19 protein-coding genes and 2 pseudogenes are annotated in these 21540 nt (G+C 48.8%); 10 read left to right on the top strand and 11 right to left on the bottom strand.

What is annotated here, in order from left to right; translation table 11 throughout:
- Positions 1-129: 129 nt before the first annotated feature.
- The gene (locus QUA80_RS27340; RefSeq protein WP_333428124.1) at positions 130-519 is read right to left on the bottom strand and encodes a hypothetical protein; all 390 of its coding nucleotides are present in this window, start codon (positions 517-519) and stop codon (positions 130-132) included.
- 480 nt (positions 520-999) lie between these two features.
- The gene (locus tag QUA80_RS27335) at positions 1000-2118 is read right to left on the bottom strand and encodes a family 2B encapsulin nanocompartment shell protein (RefSeq protein ID WP_333428123.1); all 1119 of its coding nucleotides are present in this window, start codon (positions 2116-2118) and stop codon (positions 1000-1002) included.
- Between the two features lie 215 nt (positions 2119-2333).
- On the opposite strand from QUA80_RS27335, the pseudogene QUA80_RS27330 reads away from it, so the two are divergent.
- The 6 genes and pseudogenes from QUA80_RS27330 to QUA80_RS27305 form a co-directional block, all read left to right on the top strand.
- Positions 2334-2938: pseudogene (locus QUA80_RS27330) on the top strand (IS4 family transposase); the annotation flags it as partial.
- Positions 2939-3082: 144 nt separating this feature from the next.
- Positions 3083-3713, top strand: a pseudogene (locus QUA80_RS27325) (transposase); the annotation flags it as partial.
- Between the two features lie 404 nt (positions 3714-4117).
- A complete protein-coding gene (locus QUA80_RS27320) occupies positions 4118-5518 on the top strand; it encodes a family 2B encapsulin nanocompartment shell protein (RefSeq protein WP_333428122.1) in 1401 nt (466 codons plus the stop codon).
- Positions 5519-5607: 89 nt separating this feature from the next.
- Positions 5608-6477 carry a geranyl diphosphate 2-C-methyltransferase gene (locus QUA80_RS27315; protein WP_333428121.1) on the top strand — a complete coding sequence of 290 codons (870 nt, stop codon included), beginning with the start codon at positions 5608-5610 and terminating at the stop codon, positions 6475-6477.
- Between the two features lie 95 nt (positions 6478-6572).
- Complete coding sequence (locus QUA80_RS27310; protein ID WP_333428120.1) at positions 6573-7766, top strand: family 2 encapsulin nanocompartment cargo protein terpene cyclase; 1194 nt, start codon at positions 6573-6575, stop codon at positions 7764-7766.
- A gap of 85 nt (positions 7767-7851) precedes the next feature.
- Complete coding sequence (locus QUA80_RS27305) at positions 7852-9255, top strand: family 2B encapsulin nanocompartment shell protein (protein ID WP_333428119.1); 1404 nt, start codon at positions 7852-7854, stop codon at positions 9253-9255.
- A 284-nt stretch (positions 9256-9539) separates the two neighbouring features.
- Here QUA80_RS27305 and QUA80_RS27300 read toward each other — a convergent pair whose 3' ends face one another.
- From QUA80_RS27300 to QUA80_RS27280, 5 genes are all read right to left on the bottom strand, one after another.
- A complete protein-coding gene (locus QUA80_RS27300) occupies positions 9540-9923 on the bottom strand; it encodes a transposase (protein ID WP_333428132.1) in 384 nt (127 codons plus the stop codon).
- A gap of 56 nt (positions 9924-9979) precedes the next feature.
- Positions 9980-10333, bottom strand: a complete 354-nt coding sequence (locus QUA80_RS27295; protein WP_333428118.1) for a hypothetical protein — start codon at positions 10331-10333, stop codon at positions 9980-9982.
- A gap of 434 nt (positions 10334-10767) precedes the next feature.
- A complete protein-coding gene (locus QUA80_RS27290) occupies positions 10768-13128 on the bottom strand; it encodes a family 2 encapsulin nanocompartment cargo protein terpene cyclase (RefSeq protein WP_333428131.1) in 2361 nt (786 codons plus the stop codon).
- Positions 13129-13261: 133 nt separating this feature from the next.
- Positions 13262-13708: an NUDIX hydrolase gene (locus QUA80_RS27285; RefSeq protein WP_333428117.1), complete on the bottom strand. Its 447-nt coding sequence runs from the start codon at positions 13706-13708 to the stop codon at positions 13262-13264.
- A gap of 177 nt (positions 13709-13885) precedes the next feature.
- Entirely contained in the window at positions 13886-14317 is a 432-nt protein-coding gene (locus QUA80_RS27280; RefSeq protein ID WP_333428116.1) for a DNA-binding protein, read from the bottom strand.
- A 155-nt stretch (positions 14318-14472) separates the two neighbouring features.
- Between QUA80_RS27280 and folD the strand changes: the two genes are divergently transcribed.
- Entirely contained in the window at positions 14473-15342 is an 870-nt protein-coding gene (gene folD / locus QUA80_RS27275; RefSeq protein ID WP_333428115.1) for a bifunctional methylenetetrahydrofolate dehydrogenase/methenyltetrahydrofolate cyclohydrolase FolD, read from the top strand.
- 185 nt (positions 15343-15527) lie between these two features.
- Here the strand turns inward: folD and QUA80_RS27270 are convergent, their stop codons facing one another.
- Together QUA80_RS27270 and QUA80_RS27265 are read right to left on the bottom strand one after the other, a co-directional pair.
- Positions 15528-16292 (bottom strand): methyltransferase domain-containing protein, encoded by a 765-nt coding sequence (locus tag QUA80_RS27270; RefSeq protein ID WP_333428114.1) that lies wholly within the window; start codon positions 16290-16292, stop codon positions 15528-15530.
- Positions 16293-16375: 83 nt separating this feature from the next.
- Positions 16376-16864 carry a GNAT family N-acetyltransferase gene (locus tag QUA80_RS27265; RefSeq protein WP_333428113.1) on the bottom strand — a complete coding sequence of 163 codons (489 nt, stop codon included), beginning with the start codon at positions 16862-16864 and terminating at the stop codon, positions 16376-16378.
- Between the two features lie 110 nt (positions 16865-16974).
- On the opposite strand from QUA80_RS27265, the gene QUA80_RS27260 reads away from it, so the two are divergent.
- The 3 genes from QUA80_RS27260 to QUA80_RS27250 all read left to right on the top strand — a co-directional run bounded on the left by QUA80_RS27260 (position 16975) and on the right by QUA80_RS27250 (position 19458).
- Positions 16975-17868, top strand: coding sequence for a LysR family transcriptional regulator (locus QUA80_RS27260; RefSeq protein ID WP_333428112.1), 894 nt, complete (start codon positions 16975-16977; stop codon positions 17866-17868).
- Positions 17869-18058: 190 nt separating this feature from the next.
- Positions 18059-18985 carry a geranylgeranyl diphosphate synthase CrtE gene (crtE, locus tag QUA80_RS27255; RefSeq protein WP_333428111.1) on the top strand — a complete coding sequence of 309 codons (927 nt, stop codon included), beginning with the start codon at positions 18059-18061 and terminating at the stop codon, positions 18983-18985.
- A 14-nt stretch (positions 18986-18999) separates the two neighbouring features.
- The gene (locus QUA80_RS27250) at positions 19000-19458 is read left to right on the top strand and encodes a divergent PAP2 family protein (protein ID WP_333306309.1); all 459 of its coding nucleotides are present in this window, start codon (positions 19000-19002) and stop codon (positions 19456-19458) included.
- 39 nt (positions 19459-19497) lie between these two features.
- Here QUA80_RS27250 and QUA80_RS27245 read toward each other — a convergent pair whose 3' ends face one another.
- The gene (locus QUA80_RS27245) at positions 19498-20001 is read right to left on the bottom strand and encodes a YbjN domain-containing protein (RefSeq protein WP_333428110.1); all 504 of its coding nucleotides are present in this window, start codon (positions 19999-20001) and stop codon (positions 19498-19500) included.
- 284 nt (positions 20002-20285) lie between these two features.
- Entirely contained in the window at positions 20286-21191 is a 906-nt protein-coding gene (locus QUA80_RS27240) for a ferritin-like domain-containing protein (protein ID WP_333428109.1), read from the bottom strand.
- Positions 21192-21540 lie beyond the last annotated feature (349 nt).

Raw genomic sequence — 21540 nt, 5'->3', positions numbered from 1 at the left:
TGGTTTTAGGGGAAGCTGCAGAGGTATCGGATCGGACAATTTTTGCAACAGAATCTGCTCCCTAGCTCTACCTCATCGGCTAACCCAACTATACTCACTTGCTATAAATTTCTAAGTTCGATGTTTTTTTTACTTGAAAAAATCCGCTCCTGATATAGTCACAGGTTTACCGCCAGTCACTTGTCTTGGCTCTATCTGATACGCACCCTCGTTACTCTTGGACACACGTACATAGCGAAAACCGTCTAGTTTTCCCTCACCAACAAGTTTATTCCAGTCATTGCCGTTAACTCTGATTGTGACAGATGGACCGCAGCAGTTAGCCTTCATATCTGTTGTGATCATACCACTATCCCAACCAAGAATCGCACACTGGTTTTCGTACAATTGAGTAACAACGGTTGCTGAACCCGTATTTATTTTTACGTTGCTACAGTCAGCTTCAGCTAACGCTTTTTCCTGACCTAGTGATAGAGTCAAAGCCAGCATTAATAGCAATGCAACGAGCATCTTTCTCATTGTGCAAATTCTCCTAACTTTAAATTAACTTGACTTCTTGGTCTGCAAGTACGGTTCTTACATTTAGACCAAAGAAATTAACGGTAGCGATGCACGAACAAAGAAACATCCACGGTTACGAGTGGATAAGCTGTCACGCATTTAAATTGCATATTCTGGGCGGGCTAGGAGGCCCACCCCACAAGACACCGAATTGTTTGTTGACATTCCATTTAAATGCACAACAGCTTATTTAGTATCTACCCAGAGGAGGAAAATATATTTCGCCTTTGTATGCATAAAAGTAGCCACTTTGTAACTAGCCACCAGCGGAGTCTAAACTCTTGTGGAAGGACGCTAGAAGTTGCTTTGGATGTATCTCATCAGCGCACGCAACGTCTATTATCTTTTCAGAATTTTTAAGAAAATGCAAGGACTTTTGGGCCCTAGATCGTTAATATTTGCGATCGTCTTTCAGGGTCAAAAAAACCTAAAACCCTCCTAGCGCCCGGTTTCAACATCTTCAAAGATACCGAGGGCGTCGGGAACAAGGACAGCAGCGGAATAGTAGGCGGTGACCAGGTAAGAAATAATAGCCTTTTCCTCGATGCCCATGAATCGGACAGACAGGCCAGGTTGGTATTCGTCGGCGATACCCGTTTGGTGCAAACCGATCGCGCCCTGGTCTTCCTCACCAGTCCGCAACACCAAGATAGAACTGGTTTGGTTCTTGGTAATTGGGATCTTGTTACAGGGAAGAATGGGTGTATTGCGCCAAGTGATTACCTTGCTCCTATCCATGTCAATGCTTGGTGGATAGATGCCTCGGCGGTTGCACTCCCGACTGAAGGCGGCAATAGTGCGGGGATGAGCTAGGAAGAACTTCGACTTCCTCCGACGAGTAATCAATTCATCAAGATCGTCGGGGGTGGGAGGACCGCTGCGGGTGTAGATACGCTGTTTCAGGTCAGCATTGTGCAACAACCCAAATTCCCGGTTGTCGATCGACTCGTGTTCTTGCCGTTCCCGCAATGCCTCCACGGTCAGCCGCAATTGTTGTTCCGTCTCATTCATCGGTTCGTTGTACAGATCCGCGACGCGAGTATTTACCCGCAACACAGTTTGGGCAACGCTCAATTGATATTCGCGGGGCGAGAGTTCGTAATCAACGAAAGTCCCTGGCAACTGGGTTTCGGCAAGATGACCGGAGGACAATGCGATCGAAGCTTCGCCGTGCTTGTTTTGCGGTTGTTGGGCACGAGTCCTCAACTGTTCAACCTGAGCCTGCAACGCCCCCGACTGGTTGAGCAATTCCCGAAACGCCTGTTGTGGTAGCGCCAATACTGTGCATCGGGTCACAGCCTTGATTGTAAACTTCCAAGTGCTTTCTGACTCCACCACAGTTTCATCGCCGAAATGCTCGCCATCTGCCAGCATATCCAGCAAAGGCTCATCGCCATACTTGCCAACAACCACCTTGTTGACCTTACCGTGAGCGATCGAGAACACGCGATCGATCGGCTGACCTAACTGCACAATGATGTCGCCTGGGACGAACTCCTGCTGCACAAATCGATTTGCTGTTCTCTGTTGTGCACCTCTTTTCTTCTCTGGGATCATTTGTGACAAGTTAAGAAAAAGTGCAAATTGTCAAGGGGATAGACTTAAAAAGGTAAAATAAGATGAAACCTTTACCGGGCAAGCAGTTGAGCCATAATTGAACCAGTTGTGAGTAGCAAAAAACGAATCAACCGAGATCGTGCAAAGCAAAAAATCGTCCCCAACTAGAAAATGAAGCGCTCGCGAATCACTTGGAAGATTTATTAATTCCGGCAATGGCTGCCCAAAAAACTTTTTATCGGCAACTAAATTTAAGAGATAGAATTCTAACACTACCATTAATGATGGCAGCAATATTAAGTTTATTATGGCGATCCGTAGCAGGAGTAACAGAATTAACCAGATTATTAAATAGAGAAGGATTTTTAGGGTGTCAGCCACAAGAAATTAGCCAACAAGCATTATCACTCAGATTTTTAACTTTTCCAGCAATTTTATTTGAAAAAGTCTTTAAAGAATTACTACCTCATTTTCGACGAAAATGGTTGATGAGAAAATCTAGACCATTACCAGATAGCGTACAATTTGCCTTAAAAAGCTTTGATGATAATATCTGGATAGCTGATGGCTCAACATTAGAAGCATTATTTAAGAAGCTACAAAGTTTATCAGATGTGCCAATTGGTCAATTAGCCGGAAAAATGGGAGTAATTATAGACATAGTAACTCATCTTCCCGAAGAAATTTGGTTGGGGAAAATCCGAAACAAGGAGATACTAATTGGGAGGAAGATTTACTAAAAACCGTTAAGCCAAAAACCTTACTATTATTGGATGGAGGCTTCTATCACTTCGCTTTTTGGTCAAAACTCATTTCTCAATAAATTGGATTTATCACTCGAATTAATAAAGGTGCATCTTATCAAATCGAGCGGGTATTAATACCAATTCACTATGAAGATACACTAAATGAGGCTGATGTCTTTCTTGTTGGAACTATATCCTTAGCGTTATATTAAATGCAGCTTCATAGTGAATTGGTATAACCAATACTTATGATGTCAAAGACCAGATAATTAAAATAGGTGCAGGCACAAAACAGACACCAGTTTTGACTATAATAAGATTAGTACAGATTCCCTCCAAGACCTGACGGGCGTTCTTATCTGACAAGTGTCCGAGAACCTGAAATATTACCCCCCTATGTAGTAGCAGATTTATATCAAAGACGCTGGGGAATTGAAGACGCATTTTGTACAGTAAAAAGATTATTAAATCTCAGCTATTTATGGACAGGCTCATTAAACGGAATCAAGCTCCTCATCTGGGCTACTTGGCTATTTTATGCGGTTTTAGTAGATTTAGGAGATGCGGTTGCCGATGAATTAGGAGTAGCAATTGAACGGGTTTCATTAGAAATGATTTATCGTGGGATGTATCATTTTTCGGTTGCCTATCAAAAAGGAATAGCGTCTGACCTAGTTAAGTATTTTGCAGCCGATAAAAATCAAGATTTAGGGATTGTTAAGCTAGGCATGAAAACCTCATGTCAGGCTAATTATTTCTCCTTTCCCTGGAACTCAAAGAAGTCCCGAACAATTTTTTTCAATAATCAAGGAACAAATGGAGTCATATTTTAATTGGGTCAACAGGTAAAAAATGAGTAAGATTACTCATTGACAAGAGTGCTTTTAGCTTAACTTGTGAGTAGTGTTCTGGGATTGGGTTTGAGGCTTAACTAAGTGCCATTCAGTGTGAGTCCCTTTATGATGCCATCATAGAAGCCTTTAAAATACTGTCCTAACTCTCCCTTTCTTTTCTATAGCTGTCGCGTCACGCTAAACGCTTGACATTTGATATGCTCTTTGAGAATATAAAATGTCAACACGACCTAAGTAGGTAGGCGCTGTAAAACACAATTATGTAAACGATTGTAAAGTATCCACATTCCCTAAGCGGGGCTGAGTCAGCCCTGTTTACATATTGTTACATAGGTCGGTTTAATCCCGCTTGCCTACTTATAACCATCAACCCATTTATTACAATTAAGCGGTAAAAACATGGTACAAGATGTGAATTCTAATCGGCAGACGCTAGCGGAACAGTCGAGCCTGAGTACTCGGGCAGCGAAGCAGTTGGCCACAACCACCAAGACCGCTCCGCAGATGCAGGGCATCACCTCACGCTGGATCAGCAACCTGCTGCCTTGGGTGCACCTGCGCGGCGGCTCTTATCGAGTCAACCGCCGCTTGACCTATGAGCTGGGTGATGGTCGCGTCACCTTTACGAACGTCGGGTCAAGGATTCAGGTAATTCCCCAGGAGCTGCGCGAGCTGGCATTTCTGCGCGACTTTGAAGACGAAACTGTCTTGAACGCGTTGGCCGACCGCTTTGTGCAGCAGGAGTTTCAACCCGGTGATGTGCTGGTAGAAAAGGGAACCCCCGCTGACCAGATTGTGCTGATTGCTCACGGCAAAGTGAGCAAGATCGGTACGGGCAAGTATGGCGATGAGGTGGAATTGGGTGTGTTGATCGATGGCGACCACTTTACCTATCAAGCCATTCTCGAATCCGAGGACGTATGGGACTTCACCATCAAGGCGATCACCCGCTGTACGGTCTTGGCGCTGACACAAAGATCTTTTGAAGAACTGGTCAACTCCTCAGAATCGCTTCAGGCGCACATCGAGGCGTTTGAAGCCCAACCCCCCAAGCCTCACGATCGGCACGGTCAGGCCCCCATCGAGCTGGCGGCTGGCCACAGCGGCGAACCGGTGCTGCCCACGACCTTTGTCGATTACGAAACCTCTCCGCGCGAATATGAGTTGAGCCTGGTACAGACGGTGCTGCATGTTCACACCCGCGTTGCCGATCTCTACAACGATCCGATGAACCAGATTGCGGAACAACTCAAGCTAACGGTGCACGAGTTGCGCGAACGCCAGGAGTACGAGTTGGTCAACAACCAAGAGTTCGGCCTGTTGCACAACGCCGACCTCAGCCAGCGCTTCCCCACCCGCAATGGCCCGCCTACGCCAGATGATTTTGATGAGCTGATCACCCGCCGCCGCAATGCGCAGTACATTTTTGCCCACCCGCGTGCGATTGCCGCCTTTGGCCGGGAGTGCAGCAAGCTGGGTATCTACCCCGACACTCATGATATGGGGGGCGAACGAGTCATGGCGTGGCGCAACATCCCGATTTTGCCCTGCAACAAGATTCCCATCAGCGACACCCAGACCAGTTCCGTGATCGTTGTCCGTACCGGTGAGCACAATCAGGGCGTGGTGGGTCTTCGACCCGCAGAGTTGCCCGATCAGCACGAGCCGGGGTTGAACGTGCGCTTTATGGGCATCAACGAGAAAGCCATCATCTCCTATCTCGTCAGCAACTACTTCTCCGCTGCCATCCTCGTACCCGATGCCGTCGGCGTGCTCGAAGATGTCGAGCTAGGACGCTAGTAAATCCCGGCAGAGGTACCTGAACAGTCAACTATCAGCATCTTCACCCTACACTCATTGAAACTACCTCTTGAGAAGTAACACATTCTATGGACAAGCCCCAAACTACCACTGCCGACAATGTTTTGCGCAGCGAATATCAGAAGTCGGTTGCCAACTATTGGAACCAAGAAAAGTATCCCGTTAATCTCCTGCTCGGCCAAGTTGACGGCTATTACCACCACCACTACGGGATCGGCGATGTAGATTGGTCGGTGTTGGAGGCTCCCGAAGGTGAGCGCGACGATCGGATTATTCGCGAGCTGCACCGGCTCGAACACGCCCAGGCGGCCTTCCTGCTCGACCATCTGGGCGACATCAAGCCTGATGACCGCGTGATGGATGGCGGTTCCGGTCGCGGCGGCACCAGCTTCATGGTCAATGAACGCTTTGGTTGTCAGGTCGACGGAGTGTCAATCTCAGAATCTCAGGTCGAGTTTGCCAACGACCAGGCTGTGCAGCGCGGCGTGGCCGACAAGGTCAAGTTCCACTTTCGCAACATGCTGGATACCGGCTTCGAGACGGGAGCCATGCGCAGCATTTGGACGAATGAGACCACCATGTATGTAGATCTGTTCAAGCTGTTCGCCGAGTTTGCACGCCTGTTGCAGGATGGTGGTCGCTACGCCTGCATCACGGGTTGCTACAACGACCTTACGGGGGGGCGCTCGCGGGCGGTCAGCCAGATCGATATGCATTACATCTGTAACATCCATCCGCGCAGTCAATATTTCAAGGCACTGGCGGCGAACAACCTCGTCCCGATTACTGTCACCGACCTGACTCCCCTAACGATTCCCTACTGGGAACTGCGGGCTAAGTCTTCGCTCGTCACCGGGGTCGAGGATTACTTCCTTACGGCATACAAAGAGGGCAGCTTCCACTACCTGCTCATCGTCGCCGATCGTATCCTTCGGTAAGGCTTATCCAAAACACAAACCGCACCATGGTGTGGTTTGTGTAGCGCGCATACCGCACACAGACCACACACCACCTCTGATACAGGGATAAGAGTATGAAAGATACCAACCTGGATGATACGAGTACCGCATTTTTATTCGGTCCGACCGGCCTCGGTACATCCGCCGCTCGCTTTGCGAGCGAGCTGGCCAAGGCGGCTCGTGCCGGTAACCTGGAGCCACGGCTGCTCCAGGCAGACCTCGGCCCGGCGGGAGACCTCGATCCGGCCTATGCAGAGAGATCCTGGGGCGATGGGACTGCCTCGCCGCTCTACTGCCCCATTACCGAGCGATTCAACGAGCCGCTGGCGGACGAGGTAGACGATCGGCTGGCGGCCTGGGCACTGGAGTGCGGGTTCGATGAGGACGAGGTGGAGAAGATTCGCAAGGTACGGTTCGGACGGCTGGTTATGCTGGCCCACCCGGACTGCGACGACCCAGATCGGCTGTTGATCGGTGCCAAGCTGAACATGGCCTGGTGGGCCGCCGACGACTACTACGCCGACGACAGCGAGCTCGGTGCGGATCCAATGTTGCTCCCCCCACGTCTCCTCTTGGCGATGACCGCCATGGACCCGCCACCCCCAGCGGGGGAATTTACCCCACCGCTGGAGGAAGCGATAGCCGAAGATCGGGTATTGGTGGCCTTCAGTAGGGGCATCGACTACTTGGGCCAGTACGCCACGCCGGAGCAAGTGCAGCGCACCTGTTACGCCACCTTCTCTATGTTTGTCTCTTGGAGTGCCTATGCGGCGTGGCGCTACACCGACGAGTACCCGCCAGCTTGGAAGTATCTTGCCGCGCGCCAGCACGACAGCTTCTACACCTCCATGACGCTAATCGACCCCATCGGAGGGTACGTCCTCCCGGCGGATCTTTTCTTCGACCCTCGCGTCCGTCACGCAGCGTTCCTAGCCGGGACGGCTGTCGTCCTTGTCAACGATCTCCTTTCCGTCAATAAGGATCTGGCAGACGAGAAGCCACCAGTCAACATGGTGCTACAGATTGCGGCGGATCGGGGCTGCTCTATCAAAGAGGCGACGGAGATCACCGTCAAGTTGCACAACGACCTGGTTCATGACTTTCGGGAACGCCACCAGAAGCTCCAGGCCGTGCCCAACGTGGAGCTTCAGCGGTTCCTGCGCGGATTGCGGGGGTGGATGGGCGGCGGGTTCGAATGGCACAACAGCAACCCGCGCTATAAGAACGGCAACGGTACCCCGCAGCTGGATTCACAATCATCAACCTAACCATAGAAGCCTACATGGTTCAACGGGACTGTATATGGCTGAATAAACCAGAAGAGTTATATTCACATAGAAATCAAGGTGAAAGATGACCGAATACGTTAACCCCAATGGGCAGATGCTAGCAGAGCAGTCGAGCTTGAGTACAGATGCGGCGCGCCAGTTAGCCACAACCGCCAAGACTGCTCCGCAGATGCAGGGCATCAGCTCGCGCTGGATCAGCCGCCTGTTGCCTTGGGTGCAGTTGCGCGGCGGCTCCTACCGGGTCAACCAGCGTTTGACCTATGCGCTGGGCGATGGCCGAGTGACCTTTACCAATGTGGGGTCCACCATACGAGTAATCCCGCAAGAGTTGCGCGAAATGGCCCTGTTGCGCGAGTTTGACGAGGAAACGGTGTTGAACGCGTTGGCAGATCGCTTTGTGCAGCAGGAGTTTCAACCCGGTGATGTGCTGGTGGAAAAGGGAACCCCCGCCGACCAGATTGTGCTGATTGCCCACGGCAAGGTCAGCAAGATCGGTACGGGCAAGTATGGCGATGAGGTGGAGCTTGCGGTGTTGGCCGATGGCGACCACTTCACCTACCAGGCTATCATCGAATCCGGCGATCTCTGGGACTTCACCATCAAGGCGATCACGCGGTGCACGGTGTTGGTGCTGACGCAGCGGGCGTTTGAAGAGGTGGTGGCTTCCTCTGAATCGCTGCAAGCCCACATCGAAGAATTCAAAGCCCGCCCGCCAAAAGCCCAAGATACACACGGTCAGGCCGCCATTGCGTTAGCTGCTGGTCATACAGGCGAACCCGTGCTGCCCACGACCTTTGTCGATTACGAGACCTCTCCGCGCGAATACGAGTTGAGCCTGGTGCAGACGGTGCTGCGTGTCCATACCCGCGTTGCCGATCTCTACAACGAGCCAATGAACCAGATCGAACAACAGCTCAAATTGACTGTGCATGAGTTGCGCGAGCGCCAAGAGTACGAATTGGTCAACAATCAAGAGTTCGGCCTGCTGCACAACGCCGACCTCAGCCAACGCTTCCCCACCCGCAACGGCCCGCCCACGCCAGATGATTTTGATGAGCTGATCACCCGCCGGCGCAATTCACAGTACATTTTTGCCCACCCGCGTGCCATCGCCGCCTTTGCGCGTCAGTGCAACAGAATCGGTATCTACCTGGAAAGTATCGATGTCGGTGGAAACCGCATTCCGGCCTGGCGCGGCATCCCCATCTATTCCTGTGGCAAAATCCCCATCGACAGAAAGACCCAGACCACGTCGATCATCGTCATGCGTACCGGTGAGGACAATCAGGGCGTGGTGGGTCTTCAGCCTGCGGAGTTACCCGATCAATATGAGCCAGGGTTGAACGTGCGCTTTATGGGCATCAACGAAAAGGCCATCATCTCCTATCTGGTCAGCAACTACTTCTCCGCCGCTATCCTTGTCCCTGACGCCGTCGGCATTCTCGAGGATGTCCAGATCGGGTGGTAGGAGGTCGGCAGGACAGAACGGGTGCGTTCCATTAAGTAGTTTGGTCTAATAAAGTGGTGATGAGAGAAACTTGTTGTGTCCGAAATCCTGGAATAGCAATATAGTAGTGGATTTCTCGGACAGTGAGAGTTTGGGGAAGTGTGGCGAATTCTTCTTTGGTTAAGCCTTGAGCACAGGTTTGAGGCTTCTTCCAAACAGTTGGCTTAGGAATGAAAAATAAATAAGGTGACTAATAAAGCAATAGTTTACCTTGGAGCAAGGCTTCTGGGGTTTAGTTGTGCAAGTTATTGATTTTTCATTCCATTATCATGTGACCCTACAATTTTACCTTTTCGTAGCTCTTGAAAACGTGCTTGATGCTTAGGAAATACGACATCTGCTTGACGGTTTTTGACAAAAAACAAATCCGCATAAGAACAGAAAGCCCGGTCTCCTAAAAGCACATCATTTGGGTTAAGAAATTCATACAGTCGTCTTGCCAATTTGATATCATGTGTGTTGAGAACATCGATAACGATAGCAATAGCAGCACCTGTAGCCAAACTGAATAAAACACCAATTTTAGCAATGGGAAAGCCACAGCCAGGAGATTGAGTGCTAGGTTGAGGATAAGCTTGTTGATTTTTAGCTGTATCTGGCATCGATACAGTTGAACCATCAACTATCACGATGTGACGACCACACCATAAGTATTCTGGAGTAACTTTGTTCTCTAAACTTTTTGCTACTTTACCAAATAGTTGTTGCAGTGCAGTAGTTTTTCTGGTAGACGTTGACGAGCTTCTTGGCAATAAGCACCAGTATCCTGGGAGGGGATTTCCACATTTTCACCGGATAACCAAGCAATCACCCGACTGACAGCATTATGGCAACTCTTGTCGGCATCTAAAACCTGGGAAAGAAATGCCCACAGTGTGACAAACGGGTCAAAGAGTCGGCGGCGGTACTTAATTTCAAGGGTGTCGAGAGCTTCCTGAATGGTGGCTTCTGGTAGCAGGTCACAGAAGGGCAATTCGACGCTGTTGTTAAATTTTTCCTTGAGAATTTGTACTCGATTGGGAATATTAGAAGTAGTCATGATAGCCTAGTTGTTTGAGATCCAGTTTGACTGGATATTGGCTTTGAGCTGGCACACTATTTTTATTTGAATAATAAATTTATAATAAAAAACAAAAATAAACAATTTGTCAAAAATCCATAGAAAGGACGATCAACTAGCACCATTGGTGACAATTTAAGACTTAATTGCATTTGTCAATCAGTAATATTACTCAAAAAAAATGCTTTTTTAGGAGTGGAAAATTCACGATTCGAGAGGGAGTAGGTATAAATATCACCCTCGGCACGATCGCACGATCGCACAAATCTCAGTTTTGAGCCCAAAATCCGAGTAAATCTCGAGCGTAATTGCTGATTGACAAATGCTTTTTTAGCTTAACTTGTTACCAATGAACTAGCACCAATTACCAGTAATATTACAATTAGTGGATACTGCGTAATTACTAATACGCATCAGTAAGAGTTAGGGATTGGGGATTGGGGATTGGGAACTGGTGACTGGGAAAGGGAAAGATCGGATAATCTTGTGGCGGGAAGGGAGTCATCGATTGAGTGCAATCCAGACTCAGTTCTTCCGGCACCCAACAGCGATCCGATCCGTGCTGCCGATGTACCCAGCCCTTTGGGACCGCTGAGCAGTCGCGCTATTGGGGAAGCACTATTACGCAATTCAAATTCCTTATAGCGGTCTACCTTGATATGCCACCTGAGTAGGCCGCACATCCAATTTTCTAATTTCTCGACATATCCGAGCAATTTCTTGCGGGTATTTTTATCCAGATCGAAATCGTCGAAAAGGGCAGGCAATTCCGTGTCAACGATGAGTTGAAACTGTTGCGCCCGCGCAGTCATCAGATTGTTAACAATCTCGACAGCCTGGGATTTGTCGCAGTTGAGGAAATTCTGCACAACCAGCACGCAGTTATGGATTTCGCCCTCAAATTCGATTTCTTTCTGGTAAGAGAAGATATCGTTAGTGAAACAGGCAAAGTCGGCGGCAGCATTCTCCAGCGATCGCATTGGTCGGCTGTAGTAAATCTCCATCGGGATCTCGCCGCCTTGGGCTAGTCGGGACAGGCTCATCGTCAAATCCGACCCAAAGGTCTTGCGGCGCATCTCGATATAATCGATCGGGTCAGGAATCCGATTTTGGATCTGGTTGGCGAGTTCCCACACCCAACTGTCAGTCATGTCCTGAATCGCGCGGCGGAACTCAGTCCGCGCGGTGAGGGACATGGGGCCAGCAGTGCGAGACCAAATATCTGCCAAGCCCCGTTCCACCGGATTAGTCGGCACGGCAGGGAGAGTGGAGTCGTCGAGGGGCATGAAAAGCGACATTCGGGCGTTGAATACTTTCGCACCAACTAGGTCCCGGTTGTTTCCGTAGATTGCTGGGAAGTAATCGTCGGCATAAGTTTCCCACACCAGCCAGCACGCTGTCAGATTCAGCTCGTGCTCAGACCCCTTCGGATGAATCAACGCGCCGCATAGGGCTACGTCAGCCACATCAAACTTGCGGTCATTCCAGATAAAGCCATCAGGAACGCCCGGTAGCTCGTCCAGCATCCCCATCTGGCGCGCCCATTCCTTAGAATGCTTCCGTGCCTTATCCAAATTGGGATTCAAAGTCGTAGAGAAGGGCATATAAAACTCGGGCAGCTTTACTGGGCCTACATACTGGTAGGGAACGTGAGTAAAGCTCTTGAACCTTCCTAAACCCAAGGTGGCGTATAACGATTCCAACCGCAACCCCGAGGTGCCTAACCCTGTGGGGCCTAGATTCAGCGTCGGTGTCGCAGAATTACCCGCTTCTTCGTTCATGTAGCGGCTCGATCTCATGTGCCACTCGTGACCGCCCGACTGCCAATCCTGAAGTCCTTTGATATAGAGGAGAACGTTCACCTGCTCTACGGGGTCTACTCCGTACTCCTCAAAGAGGGAGGGCAACTCGGTAACAGCAGTGTTGTCAAACTGATATAACCGCGAGTTCAGCAGCTCGTTGGTGAGATTAGCGGCCTCTTGGGTACTAATATTCAAGAAACGCTCCAAAACCAACACGCAGTTGGAATTTTCACCTTCTTCTTCCACTTCTCTCTGGTACGAGAATAGATCGTTGCGAAGATGAACTGCATCGGAAAATGTGTCTTTCAGGACTCGCATCGGTCGAGTGGCGGCAATTTTAGCTGGAACTTCTACAAACGCAGCGTGTTCGACGAGATGGGCTGACCACGGTGCGCCGCCGACTTTGCGGCGCATCTCGATGTATTCGATCGGGTTGGAGACGCGATTCTGGTTGATATTGGCGAGTTCCCACAAAGACTCTTCCAGAAGGTTCTTGGTACTCTCGGAGAACCGGACCCGCCACTCCACAGATTTAGTAAACGCGGTGCGAGACCATAGGTCTGCCAAGCCGCGCTCTACTGGGTTGGTGGGAGCGGGCATGGTTTCGGTGGGGTGTATCGGCATAAACGCCCGCAGTCGGTGAAGGTAATGCTTGGCACCCTTCATGTCTTTGGTTCGCTTATAGATTTCGAGGAAGTGATCGTCGAAGAAGAACACCCAGACATACCAGTCGGTTACTAGGTCAAGCTCCGGGCCTGGCGCGTCTGGATGGGTATAGGAGCAAAGCAAGGCGTAGTCGTGGGAGTCAAATGTATGCTCATCCCAGATAGGCTCGCCTTGCGCTTCCTCTGGTGAGTCAAGTATCCCCATCTCGTAGGCCCAGACCTTGGAATGAACTCGCGCTGCTTCCAGGTTTGGGTTCAGCCGTGCCGGCCAAGGCATATAAAATTCTGGCAGTTTAAAGGGTTGCACGATCTGCACGTAACCTTCTGTTGGGTCTTGTTGATATTTTTTGCCGACCAACGGCTGAGATGTGACAGTTGGCGAGCATTCTCCCCGCCCTAGCCAGGTCTCATATGTGGTTTGTTAGTGATTGTACTGTACGTTAGTTCATATTCACGGTAGCGAGCGAGTCAATAAAATTTAACAAAATACGTTGGTGAGGCAAACCGAGCGGTCGGATATTTCCGGCTTTCTGGGAATAGCAACTGCCAGCCCGAATATCATCAGGTGTCAACAACTTCATATCCCAACCTTCAAGCAAAACTAAATCCTTGACATCTGCACTAAGTTGTGAATAAAAAACGTGTCGGACAACATCTCCTTCGACATCGCAACAAAAAAGAGAGATACTTCTAGAAGGAGCAGCATAACTAATTTCTTCTTTCAATTCCCGCACTACAGCAACTTCCGGCGTTTCCCCCGGTTCTATGTGTCCGCCAAACAGGGCCCAATGTCCGGGATACCTAATATTAGGAATATCGTCCCGCAACTGGCAGAGAAACTTGCCGTCTTTGTACAAAATCGCGATCGCAACGTGAATTTTAGTCATCAATTAGAAGGAAGAAAGAAGAAGCAAGAAATAAAGAAGGAAGAAGGAAGAAGGAAGAAGGAAGAAGGAAGAAGGAAGAAGGAAGAAGGAAGAAGGAAGAAATAAAGAAGGAAGAAGGAAGAACGAAACAGGAGCAATTAATAAATAACAAATAAAAAAAAACCAAATACATGCTGCCTATTTCCCCTTTTCTGAACTGGGAGTGCGCTGTAACTGTTCTATTTCGTCAACATAAACCTCACCTAAATCCTTACCAGCCAATTCCTTCAGCGTAATACTTTTATACCGGACTTCGCCTTTAAGCAACACTTCATCACCAAGTTGTGGCAAATCTTGCTTGGTTAAAATCCAAATACTGCCAGTACCATCCTCAAGTTGATAAGCCGCATTCCCGACAAACGGAGCGCGATTTTCCACCTTTCCCCGGAGATAAACTTCAGCATCGACTTGCCGCTTTTGTTGAACGTCGCCAATGCTAGCGACATTAAAGCCCAGATTAAGTTGAGACAGAGGTAAATTGCCACAACTGAACAAAGCGCTGGCGAATATAAGCGATAAAGAGCCGATGCAGCTTTTTTTAACCCAAACTTGCTTAATTACAGTAGTCATTTAGTCAAATGATTGAAGATTGGAGATACGACTTACTGTAACAGAATTGGAAAAATCGATCGCAACTCAGAAGAGACTGCTGCACAATCTAGGTGAGCGTTTAAGCTAAAATCTAAAATCGTCAGCCGTTTCTTACCCCTAACCCACAGTCTACAATGGAAGCCAAAACTGCTCGCATATTAGATGGTAAAGCTTTAGCCCAAAAGATTCAAAGCGAGCTGAGCGATCGAGTCCGCGCCCTACAACCCCAAAAGGGGCGTCCTCCGGGACTTGCGGTGCTGATGGTGGGCGACAACCCAGCTAGCGCAGCCTATGTTCGCAACAAAGAGCGAGCCTGCGCTAAAGTTGGCATAGCTTCCTTCTGCCAGCATTACCCCGCAAACGCTACTCAAGCCGAACTAGAACTTGCAATTCGTGCACTCAACGAGGACGATCGAGTAGATGGCATTTTAGTGCAACTGCCACTACCAGAGCACTTAGACGCAATTGCCCTGCTGTACCAAATTGATCCCGACAAAGATGCTGACGGACTTCACCCTGTAAATTTAGGCCGCTTGGTGCGCGGGGAGGAAGGTTTGCGGAGTTGTACTCCCGCCGGAGTAATGCGGTTATTGCAGGAATACCAGATTGATTTGAAAGGGAAAAACGCTGTAGTTTTGGGCCGCAGTATTTTGGTGGGTAAACCGATGGCGCTGATGCTTTTAGAAGCGGATTGTACTGTTACAGTAGCTCATTCTCGATCGCAAAATCTAGAATCCATCACCAATCAAGCCGATATTCTAATAGCCGCAGTCGGCCGTACAGAAATGATTGCAGCTAATATGGTCAAACCTGGATCGGTAGTAATCGATGTCGGTATTAACCGCGTTGTCAATCCAGACGGTACTAGCCGTTTGGCCGGAGATGTTGAGTTTGATGCTGTTAAAACAGTAGCCGAATTTATCACGCCGGTGCCGGGAGGAATCGGGCCGATGACTGTGGCGATGCTTTTGGAAAATACCGTTTCGAGTTACAGTATCAAGTAAGTAGAAGAAACAGGAAAAAACCCAACAAAATTTTAGACTGAAGTTTGATGAAATTCTTGTGGGTTGGGCGTCCCGCCCGCCCACAAATACAAATTAGAGACAGGATATCAGTACCTGAATTTACAGCAGGGTGCGTCGCTGTGAGATGGTAGATTGGATTTGAATATTGTCGCTCGCGACGCACTCTACTGCTTGATAGCAACAACGCGAATTCTGCGATAATCTGCACTCCAATTACCATCGCGGTAAAGCGCCGGCCGCAAACGCTCTTCAACTGCGTTAATTACGTGCGATCGCACATCATCAGACAACCCCGACAAAAACCCGCCAGCAAACATTTCAATCCAATTTACCATACCCGCGCTGCCACCTTCTAGGGGAGTCGGACGATCGAACAACACCGCATAACCCACATCAAATCCCTGCTTTTCCAAAAGCCCAGCATACTCGCCAATACTCGGAAAATACCAAGGATTAAGCGCTTCAGGCTCCTCGCAGCCAATTTCTGACAAAACACTCAAAAGTGCGCGGACGATCGCCCCCACGTTCCCCTTACCGCCAAACTCAGCCACAAAACGCCCTCCCGGCTTCAGCGCTTTTTCCACACAATTAATCACAGCATCCGGCTGTTTAATCCAGTGCAAAACCGCATTAGAAAAAACAGCATCTAACGGCTCTTCAACTTGAAAACTCCTCGCATCAGCTACAGCGAAGTTAATGTGAGGATAGTTAACTTTTGCCGTGGAAATCATCGACAAAGATGAATCAATACCTTGCACAAAAGCACCACTTTGAGCAATCTTTTCAGTTAACTGTCCCGTACCGCAGCCCAAATCCAGAATTTGTTCTCCAGCCTTCGGAACCAGCAACTCCAAAAGCGATTCGCCGTACTGCCAAACAAAAGCATGATTTCCCTCATAAAGGGCAGAATTCCAAAAATATTGTGACATCTCTTCTCTTCTTTTCTATTCTCTTCGCGTTCTAGCGCTAACGCGCCGCTTCGCTAACGCGACGAAAGCGGTTCGTTATTAAATTATTTCCCAGCAAGCAGATTAATTGCATTCCCATCAATACGGCAAACCCTAATTTTTTCCAAAATGCGCGCTCCCTGCTTTTCATAAAAAGCAATTCCCGGCGCATTGCCAGTATTAACAGTCCATTCAATCCGCCCGCAATTTGTGGACTCAGCAATTTGTGCCAAATACTTTAACAGCGCTGTACCGACTCCCATACCGCGCATAGGAGCTTGCACAAATAAATCATCAAGCCAAAGACACGGCTGCGCCAATAAACTTGAATAGGAGGAATGAAAAAGAGCAAATCCTACCGCTTTTCCCGCAACTTCCGCCAACAAAACCCGCGCTAGCGGAGGCTGACAAAACAACGTTGGCTGCAATTTATCTACTGTTGCTACCAACAAATTTTTAGACCCATCAAAATCGCTTTTTTGTGAAATAAAATCCACAATTAATTCCAAATCTGCCAGATCTGCTTCTCTAATTTTGATATCCAAATTAGCCATTGTTTAATTCTCAACTTCGCCTATTAATCACTGTATGAAATATCATCATAAATGTCCAATATATGTTTAACTAACAACTGATACTTTTAAAATATAAATGATTGGGACTTATGGAACTTCGGCATTTGCGTTATTTCATTGCAGTAGCAGAGGAACTGAATTTCACTCGCGCAGCCGAAAAACTGCATATTGCCCAACCTCCGCTGAGCCAACAAATCCAGCATTTGGAGGCAGAGTTGGGGTTTCAACTGTTTCGCCGCACCAAGCGGACGGTGCAGTTAACGGCAGCGGGACAGGTTTTTTTCGAGGAAGCCGGGAAAATTCTGCAGCAAGTCGATCGAGCAATTCAACTCGGCCGACAAACCAGTCGGGGCGAACTCGGACAATTGACGATCGGCTTTGTGAGTTCCGCAGCACACAACGTGGTTCCAGCTATTTTGCAGGCGTTTCGCACTCGCTGTCCCGCCGTCAAACTGGAACTGCACGAACTGACGACAAACGAACAGTTGCAGCGGCTGCGGTTCGGGCAAATTGATATCGGCTTCGTGCGCCCTCCGGTTGAGGAAGAGGGGATAAATTATGAAATCGTTTTTCGAGAATCGCTGATGGTGGCACTGCCAGAAACGCATCATTTGGCCGATCGCGCCAAGGTGGAATTGCGCGAACTCTCTACCGAACCGTTCATTTTATTTCCGCGTTCCCTAGCTCCGGGGTTGTACGATCCGATCGTCAGTCTTTGTCAACAAGCGGGTTTTAGCCCTCGCGCGGCTCAAGAAGCAATTCAAATGCAGACAATTGTGAGTCTGGTAGCCGCCGAGATGGGAGTGGCGATCGTCCCGGCGTCGATGCAAAATTTCCAGCGCAGCGGGGTTGTTTACAAAGCGCTGCCAGAATCAACCTCCATTGTGGCGATCGCTCTGATTTGGCGCAGCGATCCAACGGCGGCGGTGCAGCGGTTTTTGGAAGTCGCCAGACAAATCAGCGGATTAGAGATTAAAGATTAGAGATTTGAGATTTTAGATTGACTGGTAATTTGACAAAGTTATTAAAACTCAAAGATTTTCTGTGCAACAACACCCGTAGAATGATTAATTGATGCTCGGAGTTCGAGCAACTACCGCCGTAAAAGTCGGCACGATCGACTTGAACGGCTCACAAGATCCCAGGTAACTATTCAGTACAAGAGAGCAAGGGATGGTATTGGCAACAGAAATGGGTTCGTCTCAACCGGAATCCTCTTTCGATTTATCTACTTATCTAGTCAAGCGAAAAGAGGCGATCGAGGTAGCTCTCGACAGTGCACTGCCGGTCATCTACCCAGAGACAATTTACGAAGCAATGCGCTACTCGCTGCTAGCGGGGGGCAAGCGCCTGCGTCCGATCCTGTGTCTGGCTAGCTGCGAACTGGCTGGCGGCACTATATCTATGGCAATGCCGACAGCTTGCGCTTTGGAAATGATCCACACCATGTCGCTGATCCACGATGATTTGCCGGCAATGGACAATGACGACTACCGACGCGGCCAACTGACGAACCACAAAGTCTACGGCGAAAATATTGCCGTTTTGGCTGGCGATGGTTTGTTGAGCTATGCCTTTGAATTTGTCGCCACTAAAACTGAGAACGTACCCCCCCAGCAGGTGTTGCAGGTGATCGCCCATTTAGCGCGGGCTGTCGGGGCTGCTGGACTCGTAAGCGGTCAGGTGGTTGACATGGAATCGGAAGGAAAGACAGATGTTTCTCTGGAAACTTTGAATTATATTCACGCTCACAAAACAGGCGCGCTGTTAGAGGCCTCCGTAGTTTGTGGGGCAATTCTGGCTGGGGCCTCGGCTGCGGATTTGCAGCGGCTGTATCGTTTCGCTCAAAATATTGGGCTGGCTTTCCAGATAGTTGACGACATTCTGGATATTACGGCTACCCAAGAAGAACTGGGCAAAACTGCTGGCAAAGATGTTCAAGCAGGAAAAGTCACTTATCCGAGTTTGTGGGGAATTGAGGAGTCTCGCCGCCAAGCTTTACAGCTTGTTGATGATGCTAAGGCTCAATTGGCGGTATTTGGGAGCAAAGCTATACCGCTGCTGGCGATCGCCGATTTTATTACCAGCCGCAGTAACTAAAAATATCAAACACTATGCAGGAAATTTGCAGCGGCGTATTAAACAATCATGTACTGGTAGTTGCTTTGATCGCTTGTCTGGCGGCTCAGATCATTAAGCTGCCGATCGAGTTGGTCAAAAATCGCAAGTTTAATCTTCGGTATTTGGTAACAACGGGCGGAATGCCCAGCGCTCACTCGTCTTTTGTGGGTGCTTTGGCGGCTGGAGTCGGACAAACGATGGGATGGGAAAGTCCGGAGTTTGCGATCGCTGCGATCTTTGCAATTATTGTAATGTACGACGCAGCAGGTGTCCGCCAAGCAGCAGGCAAGCAAGCCCGCATACTCAACCAAATTATTGACGAGTTTTTTGAGGAAGATCACAACCTTAATGAGGCTCGCCTCAAAGAGTTGTTGGGACACACTCCTTTTCAAGTGCTTGTCGGTTTGGGGCTGGGAATCACTATTGCTTGGATCGCAGGACCTGCATATTAGTTAACGGTTAACTGTTAAATGTTAACTGTTAACTAATGACTACTGACCGAATTCTGCTTGCAGAATATCGTCATTATCATCGGCGATAGTGGCGACAATAGTAATAACCCGAGAAATTTCCCCGGCGGAAATTTCGGCGATCGTCCGAGTCGATACTACAGCTACTTGATTGTCAACAATTGCAAAATGAGATTCCAAAGTAGACAGCCAATTCATTTCTAGGATTTTCCGCATTAATTGAGCTTCATTCTTCGCCGGCAACTGCAGTACAAAAGCCCACACAGTCAAAGTATCATCTTCGGTGTCGCCGGTGAGTTGCACGAACACTTCAACACTGCCGTACTTAAACTTCCAAAGATGTCCGCCAGCTTCACTTTGACCGACCATCACTTTTTGGTCTACAGCCATGCTGGCGATGACAGTTTCAATTTCTTCTGCATAGGTGACGGCTGTGGCTTTTTCGACCTGCTCGGAGGCGATCGCGCTTTCACTCGATAGGCTTTCTGCGGAAGCTGTTTGTATGTTCGGCTCGCTGGTAGTCATAGTTATGATTTGACGGAAAGTCTTCCACTAATCAGTTTACTTCCTACAGGTTGAGATTGTAGATTTTAAATTTTGGATTTGTCCAAAATCTCAACTATACAATGCCAGCCATTCGGGGATTAGCAAGAGAAAGGAAATCGGTTTTCAACCGCCTCTGGTTCCCGTTCACCTTTAGGACTTACAAAAAAAAACCCGGTTTCTCACAAAAATATCGGGCCCCTCAACGAAGCAGCCAAGAAGAAACCGGGTTTATACTCCCCCCGCGCATAATTGCTCGCCTGTGTTTAAGCGCTGGGCTTAGTCGCCGCCGGCTTCTTCTCAATGGTTTTCATGCCGTTGAGGAACATCGGCACAAATTTCTCCACAAATGCCTGCGGGTCGCGGTTCCAGGCCCGCTGAGCGATATCGACTCTGGTCATTTGCAGATCCGGGGCCAGCAGGGTTCTGGGCAAGCGTTCCATCAAGTATTGCGGGCGTTCCCACATCGGCATGGTGTTGGCAATGTCCACCAGGCGGGTAACGCGGCGGAGTTCTGCCCCCAGCATGATATCCATTCCCGATTCAAAAGCTGCTTGTTCGATCGCCACATACTTGCGCTTTGCCTGTTCCACCTTCTGGCGGTGTTCCGGGCTTTTGTCGGCGATTTGGGCGAGCCAGCGGTTGCCCCAGCGGACGTGACCAGCTTCTTCTGGAAAAATCTTTTCGATAGTTTCGCGGATTTTGACGTTTTCTGCGGTTTGGGGAGCCTGTTTGAGAGCGTGGATGTGCGCTGAGAAATACTCGCAGCCCCGCTTCTCGGTGACGTTAATCGCGGCTAGGGAAGAAATTACAAAGTCTTCGCGGTCTTTGACGGGGTCTTTTTGCTCGCTGTCATACAACCTTTCAAATTCGTCAATGTAGGAGACTCCCGGTGGCGTTCCCACATTTTGACCCAAGTCTACCAGCAAGTCAGTGAGCCACATAGCGTGTCGCGCTTCGTCGGAAATGTGCCGGGAGAGATCGCGCACGAGTTCTGCCGGGTTCCCGTCTAGCCGTTCGATCAAGTCCGTGAGGTCTTTGCAACTGCGCTGTTCGCTGTAGCGATAGCGGTTGAGGGTGATCAGGTGAATTTCGCGATCGCGAACTACATTAGCTAAAATTTCGCGCGCTCCCATTGCGTTGCGAAGCTTGCGGGGATAGGCAACAGTCATGCTTCTGTGTTGTTTTGTAAATATACTTGTATAAGTGTAACGCAGTTTTTGCGACAACCAATTACCTCGCAAGGGTGAAAGTTGTTGTTTAGTTCGAAGATGCAATTTTATACAGAGAAGATTTTTACTAGCTCAACCAACGAAAATAGTTTGGAGTAGGGAGTCATACCATTTTAGATTTTAGATTTTAGATTTTAGATTTTAGATTTTAGATTGTAGATTGTAGATTTTAGATTGTAGATTTTAGATTTTAGATTGTAGATTGTAGATTTTAGATTGTAGATTTTAGATTGTAGATTTTAGATTGTAGATTTTAGATTGTAGATTTTAGATTGTAGATTTTAGATTG

This window comes from Microcoleus sp. F4-D5 (assembly GCF_036704885.1).
In the GTDB taxonomy this organism is placed as follows: Bacteria; Cyanobacteriota; Cyanobacteriia; order Cyanobacteriales; family Microcoleaceae; genus Microcoleus.
The sequence above is the reverse complement of the archived record's forward strand: the minus strand, read 5'-3'. Positions and strand labels throughout refer to the sequence as shown.

Excerpts from the sequence above, each read along its gene's own strand:
- QUA80_RS27280 (WP_333428116.1), bottom strand. The coding sequence starts at position 14,317 with ATGACTACTGTAATTAAGCAAGTTTGGGTTAAAAAAAGCTGCATCGGC.
- QUA80_RS27305 (WP_333428119.1), top strand. The coding sequence starts at position 7,852 with ATGACCGAATACGTTAACCCCAATGGGCAGATGCTAGCAGAGCAGTCG.
- QUA80_RS27270 (WP_333428114.1), bottom strand. The coding sequence starts at position 16,292 with ATGTCACAATATTTTTGGAATTCTGCCCTTTATGAGGGAAATCATGCT.
- QUA80_RS27250 (WP_333306309.1), top strand. The coding sequence starts at position 19,000 with ATGCAGGAAATTTGCAGCGGCGTATTAAACAATCATGTACTGGTAGTT.
- QUA80_RS27320 (WP_333428122.1), top strand. The coding sequence starts at position 4,118 with ATGGTACAAGATGTGAATTCTAATCGGCAGACGCTAGCGGAACAGTCG.
- folD (WP_333428115.1), top strand. The coding sequence starts at position 14,473 with ATGGAAGCCAAAACTGCTCGCATATTAGATGGTAAAGCTTTAGCCCAA.
- QUA80_RS27315 (WP_333428121.1), top strand. The coding sequence starts at position 5,608 with ATGGACAAGCCCCAAACTACCACTGCCGACAATGTTTTGCGCAGCGAA.
- QUA80_RS27245 (WP_333428110.1), bottom strand. The coding sequence starts at position 20,001 with ATGACTACCAGCGAGCCGAACATACAAACAGCTTCCGCAGAAAGCCTA.
- QUA80_RS27295 (WP_333428118.1), bottom strand. The coding sequence starts at position 10,333 with ATGACTACTTCTAATATTCCCAATCGAGTACAAATTCTCAAGGAAAAA.
- QUA80_RS27335 (WP_333428123.1), bottom strand. The coding sequence starts at position 2,118 with ATGATCCCAGAGAAGAAAAGAGGTGCACAACAGAGAACAGCAAATCGA.
- QUA80_RS27310 (WP_333428120.1), top strand. The coding sequence starts at position 6,573 with ATGAAAGATACCAACCTGGATGATACGAGTACCGCATTTTTATTCGGT.
- QUA80_RS27260 (WP_333428112.1), top strand. The coding sequence starts at position 16,975 with ATGGAACTTCGGCATTTGCGTTATTTCATTGCAGTAGCAGAGGAACTG.
- QUA80_RS27340 (WP_333428124.1), bottom strand. The coding sequence starts at position 519 with ATGAGAAAGATGCTCGTTGCATTGCTATTAATGCTGGCTTTGACTCTA.
- QUA80_RS27265 (WP_333428113.1), bottom strand. The coding sequence starts at position 16,864 with ATGGCTAATTTGGATATCAAAATTAGAGAAGCAGATCTGGCAGATTTG.
- crtE (WP_333428111.1), top strand. The coding sequence starts at position 18,059 with ATGGTATTGGCAACAGAAATGGGTTCGTCTCAACCGGAATCCTCTTTC.
- QUA80_RS27285 (WP_333428117.1), bottom strand. The coding sequence starts at position 13,708 with ATGACTAAAATTCACGTTGCGATCGCGATTTTGTACAAAGACGGCAAG.
- QUA80_RS27240 (WP_333428109.1), bottom strand. The coding sequence starts at position 21,191 with ATGACTGTTGCCTATCCCCGCAAGCTTCGCAACGCAATGGGAGCGCGC.